Annotated in this window: 18 protein-coding genes; 9 read left to right on the top strand and 9 right to left on the bottom strand. The window is 33.9% G+C overall.

Features of this window, described 5'->3' with window-relative positions:
• From Z053_RS31950 to Z053_RS0115435, 3 genes are all read right to left on the bottom strand, one after another.
• A partial coding sequence (locus Z053_RS31950) for a GEVED domain-containing protein (RefSeq protein ID WP_025665909.1) occupies positions 1-3,466 on the bottom strand: 3,466 nt, incomplete at its 3' end.
• 435 nt (positions 3,467-3,901) lie between these two features.
• Positions 3,902-4,867: a YheT family hydrolase gene (locus Z053_RS0115440; RefSeq protein ID WP_025665907.1), complete on the bottom strand. Its 966-nt coding sequence runs from the start codon at positions 4,865-4,867 to the stop codon at positions 3,902-3,904.
• Positions 4,867-5,868 (bottom strand): bestrophin family protein, encoded by a 1,002-nt coding sequence (locus Z053_RS0115435; protein WP_025665906.1) that lies wholly within the window; start codon positions 5,866-5,868, stop codon positions 4,867-4,869. The genes Z053_RS0115440 and Z053_RS0115435 overlap by 1 nt, the downstream gene beginning before the upstream one ends.
• A gap of 187 nt (positions 5,869-6,055) precedes the next feature.
• Here Z053_RS0115435 and Z053_RS0115430 point away from each other — a divergent pair, with 187 nt between their 5' ends.
• Positions 6,056-6,538: an acyl-CoA thioesterase gene (locus tag Z053_RS0115430; protein WP_025665905.1), complete on the top strand. Its 483-nt coding sequence runs from the start codon at positions 6,056-6,058 to the stop codon at positions 6,536-6,538.
• A gap of 117 nt (positions 6,539-6,655) precedes the next feature.
• Here the strand turns inward: Z053_RS0115430 and Z053_RS30230 are convergent, their stop codons facing one another.
• From Z053_RS30230 to Z053_RS0115410, 3 genes are all read right to left on the bottom strand, one after another.
• Positions 6,656-9,712, bottom strand: a complete 3,057-nt coding sequence (locus Z053_RS30230) for a S8 family serine peptidase (protein WP_025665904.1) — start codon at positions 9,710-9,712, stop codon at positions 6,656-6,658.
• 150 nt (positions 9,713-9,862) lie between these two features.
• A complete protein-coding gene (locus Z053_RS0115415; RefSeq protein WP_025665903.1) occupies positions 9,863-10,759 on the bottom strand; it encodes a DMT family transporter in 897 nt (298 codons plus the stop codon).
• Positions 10,752-11,105: an arsenate reductase family protein gene (locus Z053_RS0115410; RefSeq protein WP_025665902.1), complete on the bottom strand. Its 354-nt coding sequence runs from the start codon at positions 11,103-11,105 to the stop codon at positions 10,752-10,754. The genes Z053_RS0115415 and Z053_RS0115410 overlap by 8 nt, the downstream gene beginning before the upstream one ends.
• 203 nt (positions 11,106-11,308) lie before the next feature.
• Here Z053_RS0115410 and Z053_RS0115405 point away from each other — a divergent pair, with 203 nt between their 5' ends.
• Positions 11,309-11,764: a DinB family protein gene (locus Z053_RS0115405; protein WP_025665901.1), complete on the top strand. Its 456-nt coding sequence runs from the start codon at positions 11,309-11,311 to the stop codon at positions 11,762-11,764.
• 46 nt (positions 11,765-11,810) lie between these two features.
• Here the strand turns inward: Z053_RS0115405 and Z053_RS0115400 are convergent, their stop codons facing one another.
• Positions 11,811-12,548, bottom strand: a complete 738-nt coding sequence (locus Z053_RS0115400; protein WP_051476072.1) for a DUF3298 and DUF4163 domain-containing protein — start codon at positions 12,546-12,548, stop codon at positions 11,811-11,813.
• Between the two features lie 155 nt (positions 12,549-12,703).
• On the opposite strand from Z053_RS0115400, the gene Z053_RS0115395 reads away from it, so the two are divergent.
• The 6 genes from Z053_RS0115395 to Z053_RS0115370 all read left to right on the top strand — a co-directional run bounded on the left by Z053_RS0115395 (position 12,704) and on the right by Z053_RS0115370 (position 19,826).
• Entirely contained in the window at positions 12,704-13,843 is a 1,140-nt protein-coding gene (locus Z053_RS0115395; RefSeq protein WP_025665899.1) for a cystathionine gamma-synthase, read from the top strand.
• A gap of 103 nt (positions 13,844-13,946) precedes the next feature.
• The gene (gdhA, locus tag Z053_RS0115390) at positions 13,947-15,290 is read left to right on the top strand and encodes an NADP-specific glutamate dehydrogenase (RefSeq protein ID WP_025665898.1); all 1,344 of its coding nucleotides are present in this window, start codon (positions 13,947-13,949) and stop codon (positions 15,288-15,290) included.
• Between the two features lie 177 nt (positions 15,291-15,467).
• Positions 15,468-15,995, top strand: a complete 528-nt coding sequence (locus Z053_RS0115385; RefSeq protein ID WP_025665897.1) for a DUF4136 domain-containing protein — start codon at positions 15,468-15,470, stop codon at positions 15,993-15,995.
• Between the two features lie 30 nt (positions 15,996-16,025).
• Positions 16,026-16,745 carry a DNA repair protein RecO gene (gene recO, locus Z053_RS0115380; RefSeq protein ID WP_025665896.1) on the top strand — a complete coding sequence of 240 codons (720 nt, stop codon included), beginning with the start codon at positions 16,026-16,028 and terminating at the stop codon, positions 16,743-16,745.
• A 28-nt stretch (positions 16,746-16,773) separates the two neighbouring features.
• Positions 16,774-19,155, top strand: coding sequence for a TonB-dependent receptor (locus tag Z053_RS0115375; protein WP_316930187.1), 2,382 nt, complete (start codon positions 16,774-16,776; stop codon positions 19,153-19,155).
• A gap of 17 nt (positions 19,156-19,172) precedes the next feature.
• Positions 19,173-19,826, top strand: a complete 654-nt coding sequence (locus tag Z053_RS0115370; protein ID WP_316930188.1) for an HAD family hydrolase — start codon at positions 19,173-19,175, stop codon at positions 19,824-19,826.
• On the opposite strand, the gene Z053_RS0115365 is transcribed toward Z053_RS0115370, so the two are convergent.
• Together Z053_RS0115365 and Z053_RS0115360 are read right to left on the bottom strand one after the other, a co-directional pair.
• The gene (locus tag Z053_RS0115365) at positions 19,823-20,317 is read right to left on the bottom strand and encodes a nuclear transport factor 2 family protein (RefSeq protein ID WP_025665893.1); all 495 of its coding nucleotides are present in this window, start codon (positions 20,315-20,317) and stop codon (positions 19,823-19,825) included. The genes Z053_RS0115370 and Z053_RS0115365 overlap by 4 nt on opposite strands.
• 15 nt (positions 20,318-20,332) lie before the next feature.
• Positions 20,333-20,866, bottom strand: a complete 534-nt coding sequence (locus Z053_RS0115360; RefSeq protein WP_025665892.1) for a hypothetical protein — start codon at positions 20,864-20,866, stop codon at positions 20,333-20,335.
• Positions 20,867-21,234: 368 nt separating this feature from the next.
• On the opposite strand from Z053_RS0115360, the gene Z053_RS30225 reads away from it, so the two are divergent.
• A partial coding sequence (locus tag Z053_RS30225) for a fibronectin type III domain-containing protein (protein WP_174412101.1) occupies positions 21,235-23,817 on the top strand: 2,583 nt, incomplete at its 3' end.

Genomic DNA, 23,817 nt, shown 5'->3' with positions numbered 1-23,817 from the left:
TGTTGATATTATTTAATTGCGTATTAAAAGGTGGAGCGGTAGGGTTTATAGAGAGTGCCGTGGCAAATGCACCACATGCCCCAAGATTATTCCATCCAGAATTAGTACGTTCATAAAGATATCCTTGATAAGTTACACGATCACCAACCTGATAATTTACCGAACTATTATATGGAGCCACACCTGCACAAGGATCAGAATTTCCTCCTGTTGTAGTCACATTAACTGTATTACTAGAACCAGAAACATTGCCGGCAGCATCTTTAGCTTTTACCGTAAACTGGTATGCAGTGTTAGCGGTTAATCCGGTAATATTTCTTGTTGTTGCGGTTACCGATCCAAGATTAGTTGATCCTTGATATACATCATATCCAGTCACTCCTACATTATCAGTAGCAGCATTCCATGATAGGGTAAGAGTTGTTTGGGCAACATTAGAAGCTGCTAATCCTGCTGGAGCAGAAGGAGCTTGAGTATCGCCACTGGTTGATCCACCACCTATAGCCACGGTGTAATCTTCTACTTCACCATAAGAGAAAGATTCACAAGGAGTTGGTATTCCATTGTATTTCATAGATACTCTCATTCTAGTGTTTCCATCTTTCGCTGTTGCAGGTACAGTAAAGTTACCACTTACCGGAGTTGTTTGTGAAGCAGCATTCGTCCATACTTGTTCTCCTGTATCGGCAAAATCTCCATCTTGATTATAATCAATCCATACAGAGTATCCTTCATTGTATTTAGTTCCGGTCCATGTAGGAGTAATGGTAATGGTGTTGGTATTACCTTTAGACAGGTTAGTAGATTCAGCAGTAAAATCGCTGTATCCACCACTTGCTCCTGTCGATGTTTTATCGATGGTTCCTAATTTTACATTACTGATGTATTCATCATTTACACTTTGACCATTAGAGTCACAGTAGTTTGTAGGATTACTGCCATCGGTAGTTGTGGCTGTTACAGTATTACTAAAATCAGATTGGTTTTCAGCAGCATCTTTAGCTTTTATTTTGAAAGAATATGCTGTATTTGCTGTTAACCCTGTAGCCTGATATGTAGTCGTAGCTACTGTACCAATAATAGTATTGCCTTGATATACATCATACCCGGTAACTCCAACATTATCCGTAGAAGCAACCCAAGAAAGATCAATTGTGTTTTGTGTTACATTGGATGCTGTTAAATTTGAAGGAGTAGAAGGGGCTTGAGTATCTGCAGTTGATGATCCTACAAGAGGGACTTTCCAAACACCTCTTCCATAAGTACCTGCTAATAATACTTGATCTGTATAATTAACTTCCAAATCTCGTACAGAAACATTGGGTAAATTTTGAGAATAATTTTCCCAATTGTTATTTCCTTGCTTATAATACACTCCTAAATAAGTACCTACATAAATAGTTTCGGTACCTTTTTGGTGTCGGACAACGTTTTTAGCCTCACTTGGCAAATTACCTGATATGTTAGAAAAATTTGATCCCTGATCAGTAGATTTAAAAACTCCGTTAGAAAGCCCTGATGAAGAATAACCATTGGTAGATATATAAATGATATTAGTATTATCATTATGTACTTCTATAGAAGTAATATTTGTAGTAGAAGTATGTATTTTTGTCCAGTTTACTCCTTTGTCAATACTTTTATATAAATTATTTTCACGAGAAACATAAATATTGTTTGCATTAGACGGGTCTACTTCGATATGATCCAGATTACCACCAAAATTGAAGGTAGTAAGTTTTTGAAAAGAATTATTATTTAGTTTATAAAAGCTAGAATATCCTGCATAAACATTTCCATCTTTATCAGAAACCAGAGGAGTAACCCAATTTCCTCTTTCAGGCCCACGAGTTACATGAGTTTGTGTTGTTCCTCTATCGGTAGTTTTATAAAGAGATCCTCCACCTTGTATAAATCCATAATATGTATTGGGATCTGTACCACTTACTGCACAATCCATCCCATCGGCACCAAAATAATTGTTCCAAGTGTTTCCGTTACGTGCATATCCTCCATTATCCTGAAGTCCTCCTACAATATTATTAGAGCTACTATTTGCTGCTACTGATATTCTGTAAAACTGACCTATCTGTAATCCTTTGGTTAAATCTGTAAAGCTCCCACCATTATTTTCTGATAAGTATACTCCCCCATCACTACCACACATTAACTTTCCGTCATAATAACGTAAAAAGTGAATGTCTGCATGGGTGTATGTGGCTTGTTGAGGGTTTGCCCAATCATTGATTACCGAGAAGTTATTTCCTCCATCTGTAGATTTCCATATATTAAAGCATCCTACAAAAACAGTATTGGCATTTGTATCCGAAACGGCTAGTGCTAAATCATACCAAGCTTGACTTGATTCTAGGATATTAGTAGTTTCTTGGGTTTTTGTAAAGCTATTTCCACTATCGGTTGAGCGGTATAAACCTTGAAAAGCATAATTAGCATTTTTGGTTTTGGCACTTAAAACATACACGTAGTTAGGATTGGCAGGAGTAACTTCGATGACAAATCTTCCCGAACTTGATGGTAGTCCACTTTGTATTTTTGTAAAGCTGGTTCCTCCATTTGTTGATTTATAAAAAGAATCTTTTGTAGCTGCATAAATTACATTAGAATCGCCTGGTTTGAGTTTAATATCCTTTACGTCTTCATTCAATGTTTTAGTCCATGCAACTCCTGCGTTGGTAGTTTTGTAAACTCCCTGACTAGTTGCTACCCATAATGTATTCGAGTTATTGGGATCGATATAAATATCATTACTTGTAGTTTGTGAATTTGAAAACTCTAAGCCTGTTTTTGCCCAGGTATTTCCTCCATCAGTAGATTTAAGAACTCCAATGCTATATGAATCATTGGCATCATCATCTCCGGTGGAAATATAAATAATATTCGAATTATTAGGATCGATAGCTATACCAGAAACACCAATTTGAGGAAGGTTATCTGATAAAGAGGTCCAATTTGCACCTTTGTCTGTAGATTTCCATATTCCTCCTGCCGGAGCTCCAATATAAAATATATTAGGATTATTAGGATCTATAATAGCAACATTTACACGTCCTTGTCCTGGAGACCATGAACCCGTAACTTCATGATTAAATGGTCCCATAGGGACCCAGTTTGCGGCTGCATTTGCAGAAGAAGTCATACTGTTCTTTTCTTCCCAGGCTCTCCATAAGTGCTCGGGAGTCGGTATGGTACCATCTGGTAATAAAGAATTCTTCCAATATTCCTGCCATCTCTTAAAAGGCTTATATCCACTACCTTTTTTCTTATGATTTTTGTCTGTCCAATAAGTGTTAAATGCGTTGGTAATCTTTTGAAATTTTACAGGAGTGTTGACCCCTGAAGAATTCTTGCTTTGATTTAAATCCTCCATCCAGGGGGCGCTTGAATTATATTGGGAATGCCCAATATAGCAAATGAGTGCGGCTAAAATGATAAATGGTTTTTTCATTTTTTGTGTTTGAGTTTATGTTAAAAAAAATTGGTTTATTAAACTTAATGAACTAGAAGTTCATAGATCCATAAGGGTAATTAATCATTACCACTCTATAAATATTATTATAGAATAATAGAAAGTTTTTTATAAGGTTAATTAGTCTTTCGGTATTCTTTGAAGTAGAGAAAAACTAGTAGTATACTAAGATTATAAATTTTTAAATCTTATTTGCTAATACTGGGAGGAGGTAGGTTTTTGATTTGGTATCATTTTTTGTTGAGTTTAAGTTAGTTAAATTTCCTTCAAAAATCGAAGAATCATGATCAAAGCTCATCAAATCTTTTTGATAAAAAAAAGTTTTTCGATGAAGAGAAATAAAATTACTGTATAAAACATTAAGGTTATTATAATGCAACAATGTTGCAAGAAAAACCTTTCTTTTATTCAATGTTAATTTAGTTGATCAAAAAAATTCAATGTTCGCAATTCATTATAATACACTTTATTAGGAAGATAAAAACCTACATGACCACCATATTCTGGGGTTTCAAGAAATAAATTAGGGTTTTCTTCAGCTTCATCAAAAGGATAGCAAAGATCTCCCAGGAAAGAATCATTTTTGGCATTGAGGATTAATGTAGGTGTTTGTATATTTTTCAGAAATTGTTTAGAACTACATTTAGAATAATAATCCATTGCATTTTCATACCCATGAGCTCTACTGGTATATAATTCATCAATATCCATAAGAGATGTACAGGCTTTAATATCGGATATACTTAGGATATCAGAAAATTGTACTTGTCGATCATATAGTTTGGCTTTGAGGTGATTGATAAACCGTTGTTGATAGATATAATTTTTTGGTTTATTTATTTCTGATAGCGAATCATAAAGGTCACAAGGAACCGAAATAGCTGCCGCGGTTTTTATCTCTGAAGCTAAAGAGCGACCTTCTCCCAGGTATTTTAGCATAATATTACCTCCTAAACTAAATCCGCATATCGATATATTGGTATAAGTATGTGACATAAGAATATGCTTAATAATACGATCCAAATCTTCACTGGATCCGGCATTATAGGATCTATAAAGACGATTTACTTCTCCACTACAATTTCTAAGATTTATTGCTACAGAATCCCAGCCATTATGATTTAGGTGTCTTGCTAACCCCAGTATATATTGGCGTTGTCCATTACCCTCTAATCCATGAATAATGACTGTTAGTTTTTTTGAGTTTGGTATTGTGCTGTAACTCCAGTCAAGATCGATAAAATCCCCATCATCAAGCTCTACACGTTCTCTTTTTTGTGATACTCCTTTTACTTTGCGTAACAGATTAGGATATATAGTAGAGATATAATCATTTCTGAAGAAAAAAGGAGGGGTATACTTAGATTCAAGTAATGGCATTAGTATAATATGTTATCCTTTGGTTGTTCTTTTTCTGGAAGATTTTTTTCATCAAGCATATCACGCAAGTCAATTTCAATAGTTTTGCATAATGCAGTCATTGGCACATCATTAATTCTTCCTTCAAAAGGATCTTCACTATTGCTTCCAATTTTTTCCATAGTAAAGAAAACCCAACTTATTAAAATAGAAAGTGGTATCATTAAAAAGATAAACCATTGCTCTATACCATTTGTCATTTCATTTAGTTTGTTTTCAAAAACATTAAGTAACCCAAAAGGTAGTAATAGAATAAATATCCAGGTAAACAACGTACTAAAATAAGCATATTGTCTCGGGAAGGGAGTATTTTTTATACGTTCACATTTACCTTGAAGATTGTATAGTTCTTCTAGAATATTATGTAAAAGCTGCTTGTCAAACTCTGTAATTTTACCTTGATCCAGAAGTTGTTTAATATGAAGTCCTTGATTTTTAACTAAATGAGTAGAAGGATTCTTCCTTTTTAGTAAATCCTGATATTCCTGATCAGATACAAAAATTTTTGAAGCGTCACATGCAGGCTTTTGTTCTCCGTGTTTTTTAAAAAGGCTTTCAACGGCTATGTTCTCTTTTAAACTAAAAGAAGTTGGTTGTCTGAGTTGAATTCTTAAAGCATTAATCCAAGCTATATGTCTATAAATCAAAATTTCCTTAGTTTTTTGATCATCATGTACTAGGCATAATATCTGATTGGCCCAGGTTCGGGAATAGTTTACGATTCCACCCCAAATTTTACGAGCCTCCCAAAACCGATCATAACTTTGGCTGTTTTTAAAACCGATATAGAATGCTACCGCTATACCAATTACAGTGAGAGGTTGAAAAGGGATATCAATAAATTTCCAATCTAAAAAATGATACAATGAAAAAATAACTGTAGTGTATATAGTGAAGAAAATGATGTTTTTCCATGCATAGCGAAGGATAAGCCCCCAACCAATGTTTCGTTTAATATACATGATGAGTTTTTTTTAAAGTAAAAAGACGATATAGGTTTTCAAAATCTGTTTCATTAAAATCCTGAAAATAGTATACGGTCCGGATATTTTTTGTTTTATGTGTGTTATCAAATATACATATTTAATAACACTCTGTTATGCGTGCATAATAAGTTATTTTGTATTTTTGCCACTCAAAAAGAGTGATATGTATTTAAAAGATTTTGAAATTAGATGGAATGATATTGATGCAAATCGTCATTTGGCGAATAAAGCATATATAGAATTTGCAGCACATACCCGAATGTCTTTTTTAACAGAGAAGGGTTTTGATCAACGTCTTTTAGGTAAGTTTAATATTGGTCCTGTCGTATTTTACGAGCATATTTATTACTTTAAAGAAGTATTTTATGGTAGACCGGTAAAAGTTTCTTTAGAAATTTCGGGATTAAGTGAAGATGGAAAATTTTTTGAGTTTAGACATAAATACTATGACTATAAAGGGCGAAATTTTGCACAATGCGAAATGATGGGTGCATGGATGGATTTAAATACTCGAAAGTTAATTGCACTTCCAAAAGAAATACACCAACTATTAGATACGGTAGAACGACCAGAAGATTTTAAGGTACTTACCAAAGAGGATACAAGAAAATTTGCTAAAACTCCGATAGATTTAGAACAAGCTTAAGAAATTACTTTTTTGTATAATATCCCTGAAAATCATATCTAAACAAAAATCAAGTTTTAAAAAGAAGCAGACCCGAAGATTTTATGTCTTCGGGTCTGTTTTTCTGAGTTCTTTTTTCTATTCTTTAATAAACTGCTTTGTTATTTGTTGTTTGTTAGTAGTAGTTAGTCTAAGAACATACATACCAGGGCTTAAATGATTTACATCAATATCTCTGTTTTTCAATGTTCCTTTGTCTACTTCTTGACCTAAAATTGTAAATATGCGATAAGAAGAATATTCATTATATGTACTTATCGAAAGTGTATTTTTGGCAGGGTTAGGGTAAATTTTAGTATCTGTTATCTCTTCATTAACAATTGTTTCTTCTGAGGTCCACCAATATTCTGGAGCTCCTACACAGAAACTTTTAGTATCTCTAATTCCAAAGGATCCACCAGATGCAAGAATAGCCCCTCCAACATCATTTTGAAGCGTATATGAGCCGTTACCTTCTGAGCAACACATACCATTTCTACCTTCATCATATAAAATAATGGTGTAACAACCGGCCGATAACCATAGATCAATGTTTGCTGTTGACCCAGCAACCCAGGATTCGTAAGGTCCTCCAGAAGCAACAATTTCATTAGTAGTATTTTTTTGAATTGCCCAACTCGTTTCTTCCGGGTGATCGTCAAATGTAAGCGTTAATGTTGCAAAAGATGCCCCCAGTTTTGTATCTGTAGTTAATTTTATGGCATCTATTGCAATATCACTTAACCAATTATTCCCGGTAATACCATTAAATCGTAATCTAATACTTTTTCCTATATAGTCAGATAAATCAACCGTTGCCAATTTCCAGCGGCCTCCTTGATTCCCCGATTTGTTCCAAAGGCTAGTCCAGGTGGTTCCGTCATCTAAGCTTATTTCGAAGTGAAGGGTTCCCATGGCTTGTGCTCCCCACATATGATATTTAAAGCTAAACTGAGCTTCAGTTTTTTGAGATAAATCTATACAAGGAGAATTAAGAATGGCTCTTTTTTGAGCATAATTAGGATCAGAAGCTTCCATGTATAGATAATATTTACCTTGACCAGGTCCTCTTGGTCCTGTGTTGTTAGAAGGGGTTCCTCCTGTATTTATAGACCAATCAAAGTCATCATCTCCATCTTGTGTCCATAACCCTAAAGTATTTTCAAAATTCTCTATATATGGATAAGAGGCTATACCATCAGAACAACCTGTGTATACAAGTGCTGTTGTAAAGATTTTTTGAGTACTAAAATCCGAAGTTGTACCATCACTACAAATACTTTTTATCTGTACTTTATATTTTGTGTTTGGAGATAAATCTGATAATATTGTTGAAATATCTGATGTGCTGGTTTGTATCCAGTTAGAATTTCCTACAGCTTTATATCGTATTTCATAAGTTGCACCCCCAACAGTATTCCATGAAACTTTTGCTTGAGAATCTTCAATTTCAGAAAAAGTTATACCTGTAGGTGTTTCTGCGGTACATTCCAGATTATCAGGTGTAATTCCGGTAACTATAAGTGAAAAGTTTTGAGCACCATTGGTTAAATTTCCCTTATGAGTTACTGTTATAGTATATGTATCTAGTGGGTTGTTGATTTTGATTTTCTCGAAAGGATCAACAGTATTATCACCTCTTCCACTTTTCTTAACCGATATAAGCTTGAATGGCCTAAATGTTTTTTCTTCTTTGGTAATTCTAATATCCAGATCATTTACTAATGCAGGAGTAGGGTCATTTATAATTTTACTTGGTTTACCAGCTGGATCGGTCCATGAGATTGAAGCCATTAAAGGAACAGATCCGTCTGCTTCTACAGTAATTGTATATGATTCTCCATCATTTAACGATAACTCATGGATTAATGTCTTATTACCATTATAAGTTATGGTTTCGGCAGCAGATTTTGCATTTAATAGCCCCCACCCATGTATTGCATCTGGTCCTGGAGGTCTGATGTCGTCTGCTGTATGTAATGCTAATCCTTTTAGGGTAGCGGCTTTCATAAATGTGCCATTAACATTATTATAATGTTCTTGCAATAATAATAATGACCCAGCAACATTTGGAGAGGCCATAGAAGTACCTGTTAGGTGACTATAGGCAGAATTTTTACTCGATGATGTCGAATAGACACTGGTTCCGTTACCTGTAATATCCGGTTTTATACGTAAGTCATCTGTTGGCCCTTCACTACTAGAAACATGGATAAGAGTAGAAACAAAATTTCCGTAAGAATCTATTCTAGCATCATCAGCATTGGCGACCACAATATTATTTTTGGCAGTAGCATGTCCGGTAAGTTTATCGTATTTTCTTTTTCCTTGTAAGGGTTTACTATTAGCAGTATCATCCCTTCCATCATTACCTGCAGCAACTACCATAAGGTAATACGGTGCATTGTACATGATTTGATCCCAATCTTTAGAGTTTTCTATATATCCTCCAAAAAAATAGGTAGGTACTAAAACTTGTCCCAGGGATCCTCTAATTCGATATCCATAAGAGTGATTGGATATCAACATTCCTTTTGATGCCGCCTTTATGGCTTCTGCTTTATCTTTATTCCAATCATATCCAATAGCTTTGGCTTGAGGTGCCATTCCTTTTGCATTTGGTTTAAATCCAGAAGCCATGATTGTTCCAGTAACATGAGCAGAATGATAATGCAGCTCTTTCGTATTGTCGCCAACAGAAAATCGATTTTCTCCACCAGGGCCATCATATTCCTGATGTGCTTTTCTGGCTACTTTTGCATCCCATACATGTGCTGTCATATTTTTACCATTAAGATTTAAACCTAAAGACCCGCCAGTATTTAAATGATCAGCTCGGGTTGATCTTGCAGCACTAATATTATAAGTGGTGTAGTAAATAGGGTTACCATTAGATGCAATTTTCTGTAACTCTATATATTTACCTTCTGGTAGGTTGAGTTCTGTTTCCCAACCTTTTTCTTTGGCTTTTTGTTTGGCCAACTCTTTTTCTGAAAGTGCTTTCTTTTCAAATTGATTTTCTAATTCGATTAGTTTTTGCTGTCGATACTGTTTTGTGATTAGTTTTTGCTGTGTCTTGGTTTGTCCAAAAGTGATAGTACCAGTAAATAATAGAAACAGGATAGATATCCTGAACTGAGATTTTAACCTTTTCATTTTTTTGGTTTTAAGATGGTTATTAGTCTTGTGTAATGTGTTAATAAAAGACAAAAAAGAAGAATGTATAGACAATCTTTTTAAGGTTATTTTAAATCGAATAAAGGAACAGAGAAAATTTGCTAAAACTCCAGTAGATTTAGAATAGGTTTAAGAGATTACCTTTTTAGGAGGTTTGGTAACCAGATATACGCCCAGAAAAACCAATAGTGCAGATATTATTTTAACTGTATTTAGCGTATCTGCACCCATTAGCATGGCAAAACTAATCGCTAATAGGGGTTGTAAATAAATGAATGCCGCAATTGTAGAAGCTCTTAAATGTCTTAGGGCAAATATATTTAACAAATAGGTAAGAAATGTAGTTGCTACGACGACGAAAATCATTTTCCAGATTACTTCATAAGGTAATGAACTCCATGTTACTTCACTAAATTCTGAAATGGTAATCGGAAAATTAATAATAACGCCTAGTAAGAAAAACCATTTCATTAAAGTAATAGAATGATACTTGGCTGTCAAGGGTTTTACCAATACCAAATAGATAGCATATGAAGCCGCATTGATAATAAATAAAGCATTTCCTAATGGGATGTTTGGGGCATCCTGACGTATTTCGGAACCAAAAAGGATAAGACCCAGCGCTCCCGAAAAACCTAGAAAAATACCAATAGTTCTTAAAATAGTAATTTTTTCTTTTATAAAAAAAGCAGATAAAATAAACACCAAAATAGGAGAAATGGTGATCATTACAGAACTGTTGATAGGTGTTGATAATTGCAATCCTTTAAAAAACATAAGCATGTTGATTGCCATTCCAAATACAGTACAAGCAACTACCCTTGGCCAATCATTGCGTTCAATTTTTTGTTTTGGCGCCCATATAGATGCAAGCCAAAATAATAGTGCAGCACCAACTACACGTAATAAAATAAAGCCAAATGGTTTGATATAGGTAGGCATAACACCTTTGGCCACAGTATGGTTTATGCCATATATCAAACTGGCACCAAATGCAGCCAATAATGCAGCAGTTCTTTTATCCATTAATGGCAATACTGGCCTGTTCGACCACTTTTTTGCTGTTTCCGACAAAGATTTTATCATCAACAATGATTACCGGTCGTTTTAAAAAGGTATAATGTTCTAAAATTAATTTTTTATAATCCTCTTCAGATAAATTCTGATTTTTAAGATCCCGCTCTTTGTATAACCGTGCTCTTTTACTAAATAAAGCTTCATAGCTTCCAGACAATTCATACATTTCTTCAATTTGATCTGTGGTAATGGTCTCGTTTTTAATGTCTTGTAAAATGAAATCTGAAGATGGATTTAACTCATTTAAAATGCGTCTGCAAGTATCGCAAGTAGACAAATGATATATTTTTTTCACAGTTGATTATTTTAAGTGTCAAAATCATCACAAAGGAAATTCATTTCACAATTAAAACTTATATTTTTGGCTAAAAATTATGAAATGAATCACAACGATCATGTTGTTATTAAATGATATGATCATTGGCAAATTCTATACTTGTGCTGAACACAGTGAAAGTATGACTTTTTGAAAAACAATAAAATAAACAGATAAACACCATGCAAGATCCAATAACAATTACTCGTGTCAATCGAAAAATGTTAGAAAAAATGTTAGATAGTTATTCTTTAGACCAATTAAATGAAGTGCCCGAAGGATTTAAAAACAACTTGATCTGGAACATTGCACACGTGGTGGTAACCCAACAACTATTAGTGTATAAATTGAGTGGATTACCAATGATGATTGACAACGAAATGGTAGATCTGTATCGAAAAGGAACAAAGACAGAACGGCCAGCTACCGCAGAAGAAGTGTCAGAAATAAAGAAGCTTTTATTTACAACATTAGATAAAACAGAAAAGGATCTAAGTAATGATATTTTTAAAAGTTATAATGACTATGAGACTAGTACTGGATTTGTATTAAAATCTGTTGAAGATGCAATGAATTTTAATAACTATCATGAAGGGATTCATTTAGGATATATTTTGGCACTTAGAAAAGCGATTTAAGTAAGTTTGGATATAGAATTTATCTTTCCTAAGATAAATTGTTTTATCAAAAAATCTTAACTGAAAAAAACGAAGCAACCTCTTCCTTATTCAATTTTAATTCTATAGGCCCCTCTGCATAGGAGTTGATTTCATATTGATTGTAATAGAGTACCACCTCTTTATCTGTAAACCCTATAGTCGAAGGTAAGCTGTAAGTATCATTTTCAAAAAAGAACCCTGTGCTATTAATCGATTCATCTTCTGGGATTTTATATTGTGTTCTAAAGATTTTTTCTGCATAATCTTCAAACTCATCATAATTCTTAAATAATGCTCTATTCGAAAATTGCTTTCCTGTTTTTGTGTCAATGTTTAGATAAGAAACTGTACTATTTCCATGAGCACCACCCGTAAATATATAAGAATCCATTAGGACAGAGAGTAAATTTTGACATCGAAAACTAAGCTCACAATCAATAGTAGCTTCATAAGGGATAATTTCTTCAGGGAATTCTTCACTAATATTTTGATACGAACTATTAAATTGAGAGATCGCTTCTTTCAGAGTTGGTTCTGATGTGTTTTCACCAATATTCAAAATAGAACAAGCAGCATTTTCTATTTCTTTATTAATGGTGACGGCAATGGGATTGTCATCAACGATTTTTAGTAAATTGATCTCTAAAGAAACACAATCGACATTTTTGCAATCGATAAGAGTATCTACAGTAAAATTTTGTTTTTCAAAAGTGAAAGATTCTGTATTGTCACAGCTATATAATCCTAAAAAAATTATGAGCAAAAGAATGAATTTTGACTTCGTGTTAGTTTTTGTGTTAATCATCTACTAAAGGTATTCGACGAAATATGATTAGAACGAATTAAATCATACATTTGTCCCGTTTTTCAACATAAAACGACCAAGTTAATTTATTCTTGTTAAAAACTAATAAATAGATGAAATTTAACACTAAAACAATTCACGGAGGACAGAAACACGATCCGGCTTATGGTGCCGTTATGCCTCCGATATATCAGACATCTACATACGCTCAAACCACTCCGGGAGGACATAAAGGTTTTGAATATAGCAGAACGCATAATCCAACAAGAAAAGCATTAGAAGATTCTTTTGCCAGTATCGAAAATGGAAAATTTGGACTTGCTTTTGGATCGGGGCTTGCTGCCATAGATGCAGTAATCAAATTATTGAAACCTGGTGATGAGGTTATTTCTACTAATGATTTATACGGAGGAACCTATCGTTTGTTTACTAAAATCTTTGAAGATTTTGGAATCAAGTTTCACTTTATAGGGATGGAAAATGCAGATAAAGTAGAAGATTATGTAAATGAAAATACCAAATTAATATGGGTTGAAACACCTACCAACCCTATGATGAATATTATTGATATTAAAGCCATAGCTGCAATATCAAAAAAACATAATCTTTTATTGGCTGTAGATAACACTTTTGCTACTCCATATTTGCAAAGGCCTTTGGATCTTGGAGCCGATATTGTAATGCATAGTGCTACCAAATATTTAGGAGGGCATAGTGATGTGGTTATGGGAGCATTAATCGTAAAAGACGAAAAACTGGCAGAGCGACTTTACTTTATTCAGAACGCAAGCGGTGCTGTTTGTGGGCCACAAGATAGTTTTTTGGTGTTAAGAGGAATCAAGACCTTACATATACGTATGCAACGACATTGTGAAAATGGTGAAGCCATTGCAAAATATTTGAAGAACCATCCTAAAATAGAAAAAGTATACTGGCCAGGTTTTGAAGATCACCCTAATCATGAAGTTGCCAAAACACAGATGGATGGTTTTGGAGGTATGATTTCTTTTGTTACTAAAGGAAGTGATTATGATAGTGCAATTAAGATCGTAGAGAATCTAAAATTTTTCACTTTAGCAGAATCTCTTGGAGGAGTAGAAAGCCTTGCAGGACATCCTGCAAGTATGACACATGCTTCAATACCAAAAGAAGAACGAGAGAAAACAGGAGTAGTCGATTCTTTAATTAGATTAAGTGTCGGAATAGAAGATGTTAATGATCTCATTGCAGATCTCGAACAAGCTATTGGATAGCCTAATTATTAAATTAAAAAAATAAACTTGTTTTTTTAGGAATATCATATATTTGGCGTGATATTTCAACCTATAGATAAGAATCTATTAATTCAATTAACATATGCAAGCAAAGATAGATGCATTCATGGAAGAGGTAAGGGCTCGTAACGCACACGAACCTGAGTTTTTACAAGCGGTACAAGAAGTTGCCGAAACTGTAATCCCTTACATCGCTACAAAAGAAATTTATAATGGGAAAAACATCCTGTTAAGAATGGTTGAGCCAGAGAGAGCGATCATGTTTCGTGTACCTTGGGTAGATGATAAAGGAGAAATTCATGTGAATAGAGGGTATCGTATTCAAATGAATTCTGCAATAGGACCATATAAAGGAGGGTTACGTTTTCACCCTTCTGTAAACATAAGTATTCTGAAATTCTTGGCTTTTGAACAAGTTTTCAAAAATAGTTTAACCACACTTCCTATGGGAGGTGGTAAAGGAGGATCTGATTTTGATCCTAAAGGAAAATCTGACGATGAAATTATGCGTTTTTGCCATAGTTTTATGAGTGAACTTTTTAGACATATTGGTCCTGATACAGATGTTCCTGCGGGAGATATAGGAGTAGGAGGTCGCGAAATAGGATTCCTATTCGGGATGTATCGTAAAATGCGTAATGAATTTACTGGTGTTCTTACCGGAAAAGGACTTACATGGGGAGGATCTCTAATTCGTCCTGAAGCTACAGGATATGGAACGGTTTATTTTGCAAAAAATATGCTAGGAACCCAAGGAGATTCTTTTGAAGGAAAAACGGTAACAGTTTCTGGTTCTGGAAATGTTGCGCAATACGCTGCAGAAAAAGCAACGCAACTAGGAGCGAAAGTAGTAACGCTATCAGATTCTTCTGGATACATTTATGATAAAGACGGAATTGATGCAGAAAAACTAGCTTTTGTGATGGAACTTAAGAATATAAAAAGAGGACGTATCAACGAGTATGTCGATAAATATCCTTCTGCAGAGTTTCATAAAGGGCAAACCCCATGGGGAGTAAAATGTGATATTGCCTTACCGTGTGCTACTCAAAATGAATTAAATGGAGATGATGCACAAACGTTAATTGCTAATGGTTGTGTTTGTGTTAGTGAAGGTGCTAATATGCCAAGTACACCAGAAGCAATTACTGCTTTTCATAAAGCTAAAATTTTCTTTGCCCCAGGTAAAGCTTCTAACGCAGGAGGTGTAGCAACATCTGGATTAGAAATGACACAAAACTCATTGCGTTATAACTGGACTCGCGAAGAAGTAGATAATAAGCTAAAACAAATTATGGAAGATATCCATTCTGCTTGCCTAGAATACGGTAATGATGGTAATGGATATGTAGATTATGTAAAAGGAGCTAATATTGCCGGTTTTGTAAAAGTAGCTGATGCTATGCTAGCGCAAGGCGTTATATAAATAAAATTTATTTTATAAATAAAAGCCGTTTAGAGAAATCTCTAAACGGCTTTGTTGTTGATTAAAAGAATATTCAACCCCGATTATGCATTTGGTTTCCTAAAATTATGATATCCATGAATCAAGTGTAAGGATGATATCATTTTGTTATGTATTTTTATAGTTAAATTGGCTCTTATGAAGCATGCAGGTCTTTTCTTTTTTTTGGTGCTATTAATCTCATGTGGAGTTACACATACGATTTATGATTATGATGAACAACAGGATTTTTCAATATATAAGACCTACGCTTTTTATCCTGAGATGAATTCTGGGCTTAATGATTTGGATCAAAAACGATTATTGATGGTAACAGAAACCGTTATGAAAAGTAAAGGGTTTACCAAATCTGAAACTCCGGATATTCATATGAATTTTAAAGCGATTATGAATAAAACACCTTCACGTAATAGTATTGGTGTGGGGGTTGGTAGTGGTAGCGGTGGTGTTAGTATCGGTGTAGGAGGATCTATTCCTATTGGTGGGCCAGAAACTTTTCTTGAACTTACTATTGATTTTGTCGATGTAAAAAAAGATGAATTGGTATGGCAGGCGATTGCCGAGAGGAGGTTTTATCCTAATGCCTCTCCAGATGTACGTACCAATTTCTTTCAAAAAATTATTGAAAAATCCCTAGTTAAGTATCCACCTAAGAACAAAGAATAAGATTGCTTTTTTATTTATTTTCGATTTATAATGATAATCAACTCACCAGCAATAGTAATACATTCCTTACGATATAGTGAAGCAGACCTGATTGTTTCATTGTTTACAAAAACGAGTGGGTTACGCTCTTATTTACTAAAAGGAGTTTTAAAATCTAAACGAGGAAAAATCAAAGCATCTTTATTTCAACCACTTACTTTATTAGAAATACAAGCTTTTCATAAAGATAAAGGCTCTTTAGAGAGAATTAAAGAAGCCAAAATAAAAACAATTTATAAATCGTTACATACAGATTTTGTAAAAGGGACATTGGTGTTTTTTATTTCTGAGGTACTTAAGAATTCTATACAAGAAGAAGAAACGAATACAGATCTATTCGAATATATTGAAACCGCTTTAATGTGGCTAGATACACATGATACTATTGGTAATTTTCATATTACATTTTTAACCAAGCTTACCCAATATCTTGGCTTTTATCCAGATATCCCTAATGTAGAATCAGACTATTTTAATATGCAGGAAGGCGTTTTTCAGTCTATCAGTAGTAATATATATTGTGTAAGCGGAGATCAGGTAAAATTATTTAAACAATTTTTAGGCACAACATTTGAGGCAAGTATGGATATTAAACTATCAAAGAATACACGAAGTGATATTCTGGCTATGCTATTAGTATATTTTGAACTACATTTGCACGGTTTTAAGAAGCCGAAATCACTTTCAGTTTTAAACGAAATTTTTAATTAAGATAATGCGGTTATTTATAATTCTTTTATTGGCTATATTTTTTGCATTGCCTGGTAATGCTCAAAAAATTACAATATTTAGTACAGTAAATAATCAACCTATTCCTAATGTAGCTATTTACAATAAGATTAAATCTAAGAGTGCGATAACTAATTTTGATGGAGTAGCTGATATTTCTGCATTTTCTGATACCGAAATCTTGTATTTTACTCATATCTCGCATTTAGGGATAAATATGGTAAAATCTAAAATACCAAAATCACTTTCTATATATTTAAAACCAGATGAAAACCAGCTTTCGGAAGTCGTTATTTCGGTATCAAAATGGGAGCAGGAACAAAAAGAAGTTACACAAAAAATTGTAAGTATTTCTTCTAATGATATTGAATTGTCTATGCCACAAACATCTGCAGATCTTTTACAAAGCAGTGGTCAGGTCTTTATTCAAAAAAGCCAGTTAGGAGGAGGAAGCCCTATTATTAGAGGTTTTTCTACCAATCGATTACTGCTCACGGTAGATGGAGTGAGAATGAATACAGCAATATTTAGAGGAGGAAATGTGCAAAATGTAATATCGGTTGACCCTTTTACTGTTGATAGAACAGAAGTAATATTAGGGCCAGGCTCTGTTGTATATGGAAGTGATGCAGTAGGAGGAGTAATGAATTTTTATACAGCACAACCTAAGTTTGCTGTAAACAGTAAGAATAAACTAAGTGGTAATGCACTTATCAGATATGCTAGCGCCAGTAATGAAAAAACAGGACATGTTGATTTTAATATCGGATTAGAGAAGTGGGCATTTTTAACCAGTGTAAGCTACACAGATTTTGATGATTTAAAAATGGGAAGTCATGGTCCCGATGATTATTTGAGAAATGAATATGTAGAAACCATAAACGGAGAAGATATTGTTATACAAAACGCTGATCCTGAAAAACAAGTGTTTACAGGGTATGATCAGATCAATTTGTTGCAGAAAATTCGTTTTATGCCTAACGAAAAATGGGATTTTAATGCCAATCTTATCTATACAGAAACATCTGATTATCCGCGTTATGATCGCTTGATTAGAAAGAGGGATGGAAATTTAAGATCTGCCGAGTGGTTTTATGGACCACAACTCTGGTTTATGGGTAACCTACAAGTATCACATAAATCAAAAAGCAAGCTGTATGATAAAATGAAAATCACTGCAGCATATCAATATTTTGAAGAAAGTAGAAATGATCGCAATTTTGGTAGTGATATTTTAGAAAGAACCCAGGAACAGGTAGATGCTTACTCATTAAACTGGGATTTTGAAAGAAAATTTAGTGATAAGACTACTCTGTATTATGGATTAGAGTATGTATTAAATCAAGTATATTCTGATGGGTCTGAACGTAATACTACTACTAATGTTATTGAAGACGCACCCTCTAGATACCCTGACGGATCTACATGGCAATCGATAGCAGCATACCTTAGCATAAAACATAAGTTAAGCGAAAAACTAAGATTTCAAGGAGGATTACGATATAATAGAATCATCCTATATTCAGAATTTGATGACAAGTTTTTTGATTTTCCATTTACCGAAGCAAATATCGATACCGAAGCCTTGACGGGCACTGCGGGATTAAGTTGGTTTCCTAATGATATGATACAATGGAAATTGAATTTATCTACAGCTTTTAGAGCACCTAATATTGATGATGTCGGTAAGATTTTTGATTCAGAACCTGGTTCTGTTGTAGTGCCTAATCCAGACATAAAATCTGAATATGCATATAATGGTGAAATAGGAGTAAAGCTAAATCTTGATAAAAACTTATCTGTAGATTTGTCGACGTATTATACATATCTTGAAGATGCATTAATACGAAGAGACTATAATTTAAATGGGCAAACAGAAATCCAATTTGGAGGAGAATTAAGTAATGTACAAGCTATTCAAAATGCAGCAAATGCTAGAGTATACGGATTTGAAGCTGGATTAGAATATAGGTTTTTTGAAAATTTTAAACTAATATCTAAGTATACTTTTGTTGGAGGAGAAGAAGAATCTGATGATGGTACTACTGCTCCTTCAAGACACGTTTCTCCTCAGTTTGGAACTACTCAGGTAAGTTATATGTTACCTAAATTTACAATTGATGCTTTTGCAGTGTATAATGGAGAGTTTAGTTATGAAGACCTGGCTCCTTCTCAACAGAACAATGACTTCTTGTATGCCAAAGATCAAGATGGGAACCCATATTCTCCATCCTGGTATACGTTTAACCTTAGAACACAATATCAAGTAACAAAAAATATAAAAGGTATATTATCGATAGAAAATATTACCGATCAACGATACCGCCCTTATTCTTCTGGTATTGTTGGTGCAGGAAGAAATTTTATTCTATCTGTAAAATATACGCTTTAACATCATAGAATAAGGATCTGAAGAATACATTATTTATATTCGATATCGATGGGACACTTACAGATAGTGTGCCTATGTATTTGATTTCGGTTACAAACTCGTTATTGGCACTAGGGATTTCTAATATAGATACCGATTATGATAGGTATAAACATCATACAGATAGTTATGCATTGAGATATAATTACGAGCGCAATTTTAAGAAAACCTTTCCCAAAGAACTATTAGATGATTTTGAAATCGATTTGGTTAATCAAATGGGAATGTTTGATCCTGTAAAAGAAATTGATGGTGCCAAATCACTAATTCGGTTTTTTAAAGATAGTAATATTCCTTTTTGTTTTGCTACAGGTGCATTACCTAAACCTGCAATGATCAAATTAGATCAATGTGATATCTGGTATGATGAAAAACTATTAGCAACTTCAAAAACGCACGAGTCGAGAGAAGGTTTTGTTTTAGAAGCTATAGAAAGATCAAAGATGTATTATGATAAAGAAAATTTTGACCGTATCGTATCAATAGGAGATGGTGTTTGGGATTTAAAAACGGCCCAAAATTTATCTCTTGATTTTGTAGGTATAGGAGATAAGAACAGGGCAAAACTTCTGGAAAACGGAGCTAAACATTGCTTTTCTAACCTGTCAGCTTTCAAAAAATCACTGATTTAATTTTTAGGAGCTCTTAGTTTTTGCATTAAGGCAGTATCAAATCCTTCTTTAAGCTTAGTGATTTCGGCTACATTTTTGTTAGGGATAGCAATAGATAATACATAATGCTTTACTTTCCAGCCATTAGCTGTTTTTTGAATGACACCGCTACCACGACAAATCCCCATTTGAGTATCTAATAGCTCATCAAACCAAGCAATATCACTTTCCTTTTGCGCAAAAATATTTCTTTCAAGAGTAGAAAAACTCCAGGCTTTTCCTTTATCAAAATAGGGTTTAGCAAAGGCTTTAAATTCGCTGTTATTCCAATTTTCTGTAGGGTCGGTTCCTATAAAAATAGCATCTTCGGTCATAAGACCAAAATAAGCTTCAAAATCGGCATCGGCTGCAGCTTTGTGCCATTGCTCAAGAGCAGTATTAATTTCAGTATTTTGTTGTGCAAAACAAAAACTATAGACGAATAGTAGTAAAAATAGAATTGACTTTTGCATACGTTTAATGTTTAATTAGTTCTCTTGGTCTTCAAGTTCTCTTAAAAGTTCTTTTTCAATATTTTCTGGAATTGCTAACGACAATTCATTTAATTGTATGATTAAACTATTATAAGCTTTAATTAGCCTTGTATTAGCCTCCATAACCATATCCGAATCTTTATTTTTCTTTTCAGAAAGTAGTTTTAGTAAGCCTATTTCAGTAGATAGAACACTAATTCGAGAGTTAATAGTATTTATATTTAAATCTTCAGAAAGGTTTTCTTTAAATGTGCTTACTAGCAAATCTATACTATCAACATGTTTGTTTATGTAGAAAGCATTCTCATTGCGTAGTACAGTTATAAAACTTCTGAGATTTTGAAAATCTTCAAAAATTTCAAGACTTCTTTCAGCTTCTGGAGAAAGTTTCAGAAGGTTTAATTTAATTTTTTCTTTAGAAAGACTATCAAGCTTAGCAACGGGAGCTTTTCCTTGTATATTGGTGGTCTTTTCACTTTGACATCCAAAACAAAGTAATGTAATTCCTAAAAAGAAAAATAGTCGCATTGTATGTTTTTTAATAAGAACTCAAAAATAGGGTATTTATGTCAAAATGATAGTAAAGTGATCGCCAAATAGAATAGATATTAAAATTTGTATACCTGTTTAGACCTCTTATGTATTTTATTTCTTGAGTATCGTAAACCTTACTGGATTAGTATTTTTTTAATCTTTTTTTCACATCAGAATATCCATATACAAAAGGAATAGTAAATTTTTATTATCAATTATCTTCAATAGTCTAACGAATTCTAATTAGATCCTTATGAATTCTAAATAGAGCTAAATTTTAAAAGCTACACAAGTTACTTTTGCGATGATTTTTTTTATTTAAACTAACACAAACACAAATCACTTACCTAAACCTCATGATCATGAAAAACTTAAACTTTAATGAGAGGATGTTTTCTGGCATATTTAGAAAGACGTATATAATAGTCTTTTTATTGATTCTTTCTTTTTCTTCTTTTGCACAAGATAAGAAAGAAGTTGTTATAGGAACTGTAAACAGCTTCTCAGAATCAGTATTTTCGAATAAGTCAGGAAATAGCGACTTTACTATTAAACTATCCGATAAAGAATCATACAATCTTAAGATTAATGTTAAAAAGAATACTGCAGACGGATATTTTGTTACCGGTAATATTTTGATTAATAGTGCTAAATCTACTGCTACAACAGAGCCTGTTTTTAGTTTTACTAAAAACGACGGAAAAATATCTGGAGAGATTATTTTTTATGATCAGAAAAAAGCATTTAAGATCTCTACCAATGATCATGGAGAAGTACTAGCGAGTAATCAAAATATTCATAGTATACTATGCGTAGATTTCGAACAAGAAAAAGCTGCTGTTAATGATGATTCTGGTGTAATTATCCCACAAAAAGCACAAATACAATTAGAGAGTCTCCCTGGAGCATCTCATGTTATCTATCTTGATTTTGATGGAGAAGTAGTGTCTGGGACTCGTTGGGCTGGAGGTAGAACTATTAATGCTCAACCTGCAGGATTTAGTGATGAAAAAATTCTTGCGGTTTGGAGGATTATGGTAGATGATTTTAATCCTTTTAATATAAACGTGACTACCAGAAGAGATGTATTTGATGCTACTCCAAAAAACCAAAGAATGATGGCGATATTTACGCCTACAAATGATGCCGCTCCCGGGTCAGGAGGAGTAGCGTATCTAAATTCTTTTAGTTGGAATTCTGACGATCCATGTTGGGTGTACAACCTAGGAACGAGAACAGCCGGAGAAACAGGGTCTCATGAGGTAGGGCATACTCTGGGATTAGGACACGATGGAACAAGATCTGGAACCACATATTATTCAGGACATGGGCAATGGAGTCCAATTATGGGTTGGAGTGCTAATAAAACATTAGGTCATTGGAGTAAAGGAGAATATAATAATGCCAATAATACTGAAAATGATTTAGCAATTATTTCAAATTCTAGAAATGGTTTCGGGTATAAAAAAGATGATCATGGAAATACTATAAATAATGCTACAGAATTAGTATCTGATACTAATGGAAATGTATCTAAAGCAGATAACGAAGGAATCATTGAGAGAACATCGGATAAAGATGTATTCTCTTTTCAAACTTCTGGAGGAGAGGTGAGTTTTTCTTTTGATCCAAATCCATACCATCCAAATTTAAATATTAAAGCAAGGTTATTAAATAGTAATGGAGAAGAAGTTACATTCTCTGATCCGCAGGGCCTAAGAGCATCTATAAATACTACTTTACAAAGTGGGAAATATTATATCGAAATAGATGGAGTAGGAGAAGGAAACCTATCTACAGGTTATTCTGATTATTCTTCTTTAGGATTGTTTTCAATTTCTGGAAAGTACCCTAAAGAAAGTGTTACAGATACCGAAGCTCCCAGTGTTCCAACAAATTTATCGGCTTCAAATGTCGAGGAAACCTCATTGTCTTTATCATGGGTAGCTTCTACAGATAATGTTGGAGTAACAGGGTATGATGTATATCAGGGAGATGTTAAGATTACCAGTGTAAGTGGTACTTCTTATAATGTTACCGGGTTGACTGCAAATACCACATATGAGTTTAGAGTAAAGGCTAAAGATGCTGCGGGAAATACTTCTGGATTTAGCAACACAGTATCGGTTACTACAAAAGAAACTACCGATACCGAAGCTCCCAGTGTTCCAACAAACTTATCGGCTTCAAATGTCGAGGAAACCACATTGTCTTTATCATGGGTAGCTTCTACAGATAATGTTGGAGTAACAGGGTATGATGTATATCAGGGAAATGTTAAGGTTACCAGTGTTAGTGGTATTTCTTATAATGTTACCGGGTTGACTGCAAATACCATATATGAGTTTAGAGTAAAGGCTAAAGATGCTGCGGGAAATACTTCTGGATTTAGCAACACAGTATCGGTTACTACAAAAGAAACTACCGATACCGAAGCTCCCAGTGTTCCAACAAACTTATCGGCTTCAAATGTCGAGGAAACCACATTGTCTTTATCATGGGTAGCTTCTACAGATAATGTTGGAGTAACAGGGTATGATGTATATCAGGGAAATGTTAAGGTTACCAGTGTTAGTGGTATTTCTTATAATGTTACCGGGTTGACTGCAAATACCATATATGAGTTTAGAGTAAAGGCTAAAGATGCTGCGGGAAATATTTCTGGATTTAGCAACACAGTATCGGTTACTACAAAAGAAACTACCGATACCGAAGCTCCCAGTGTTCCAACAAACTTATCGGCTTCAAATGTCGAGGAAACCACATTGTCTTTATCATGGGTAGCTTCTACAGATAATGTTGGAGTAACAGGGTATGATGTATATCAGGGAGATGTTAAGGTTACCAGTGTTAGTGGTATTTCTTATAATGTTACCGGGTTGACTGCAAATACCACATATGAGTTTAGGGTAAAGGCTAAAGATGCTGCGGGAAACACTTCTGGG

The organism is Aquimarina megaterium XH134, from assembly GCF_000520975.1.
GTDB lineage: Bacteria > Bacteroidota > Bacteroidia > Flavobacteriales > Flavobacteriaceae > Aquimarina > Aquimarina megaterium.
This window is presented reverse-complemented; position numbering and strand designations above follow the sequence as displayed.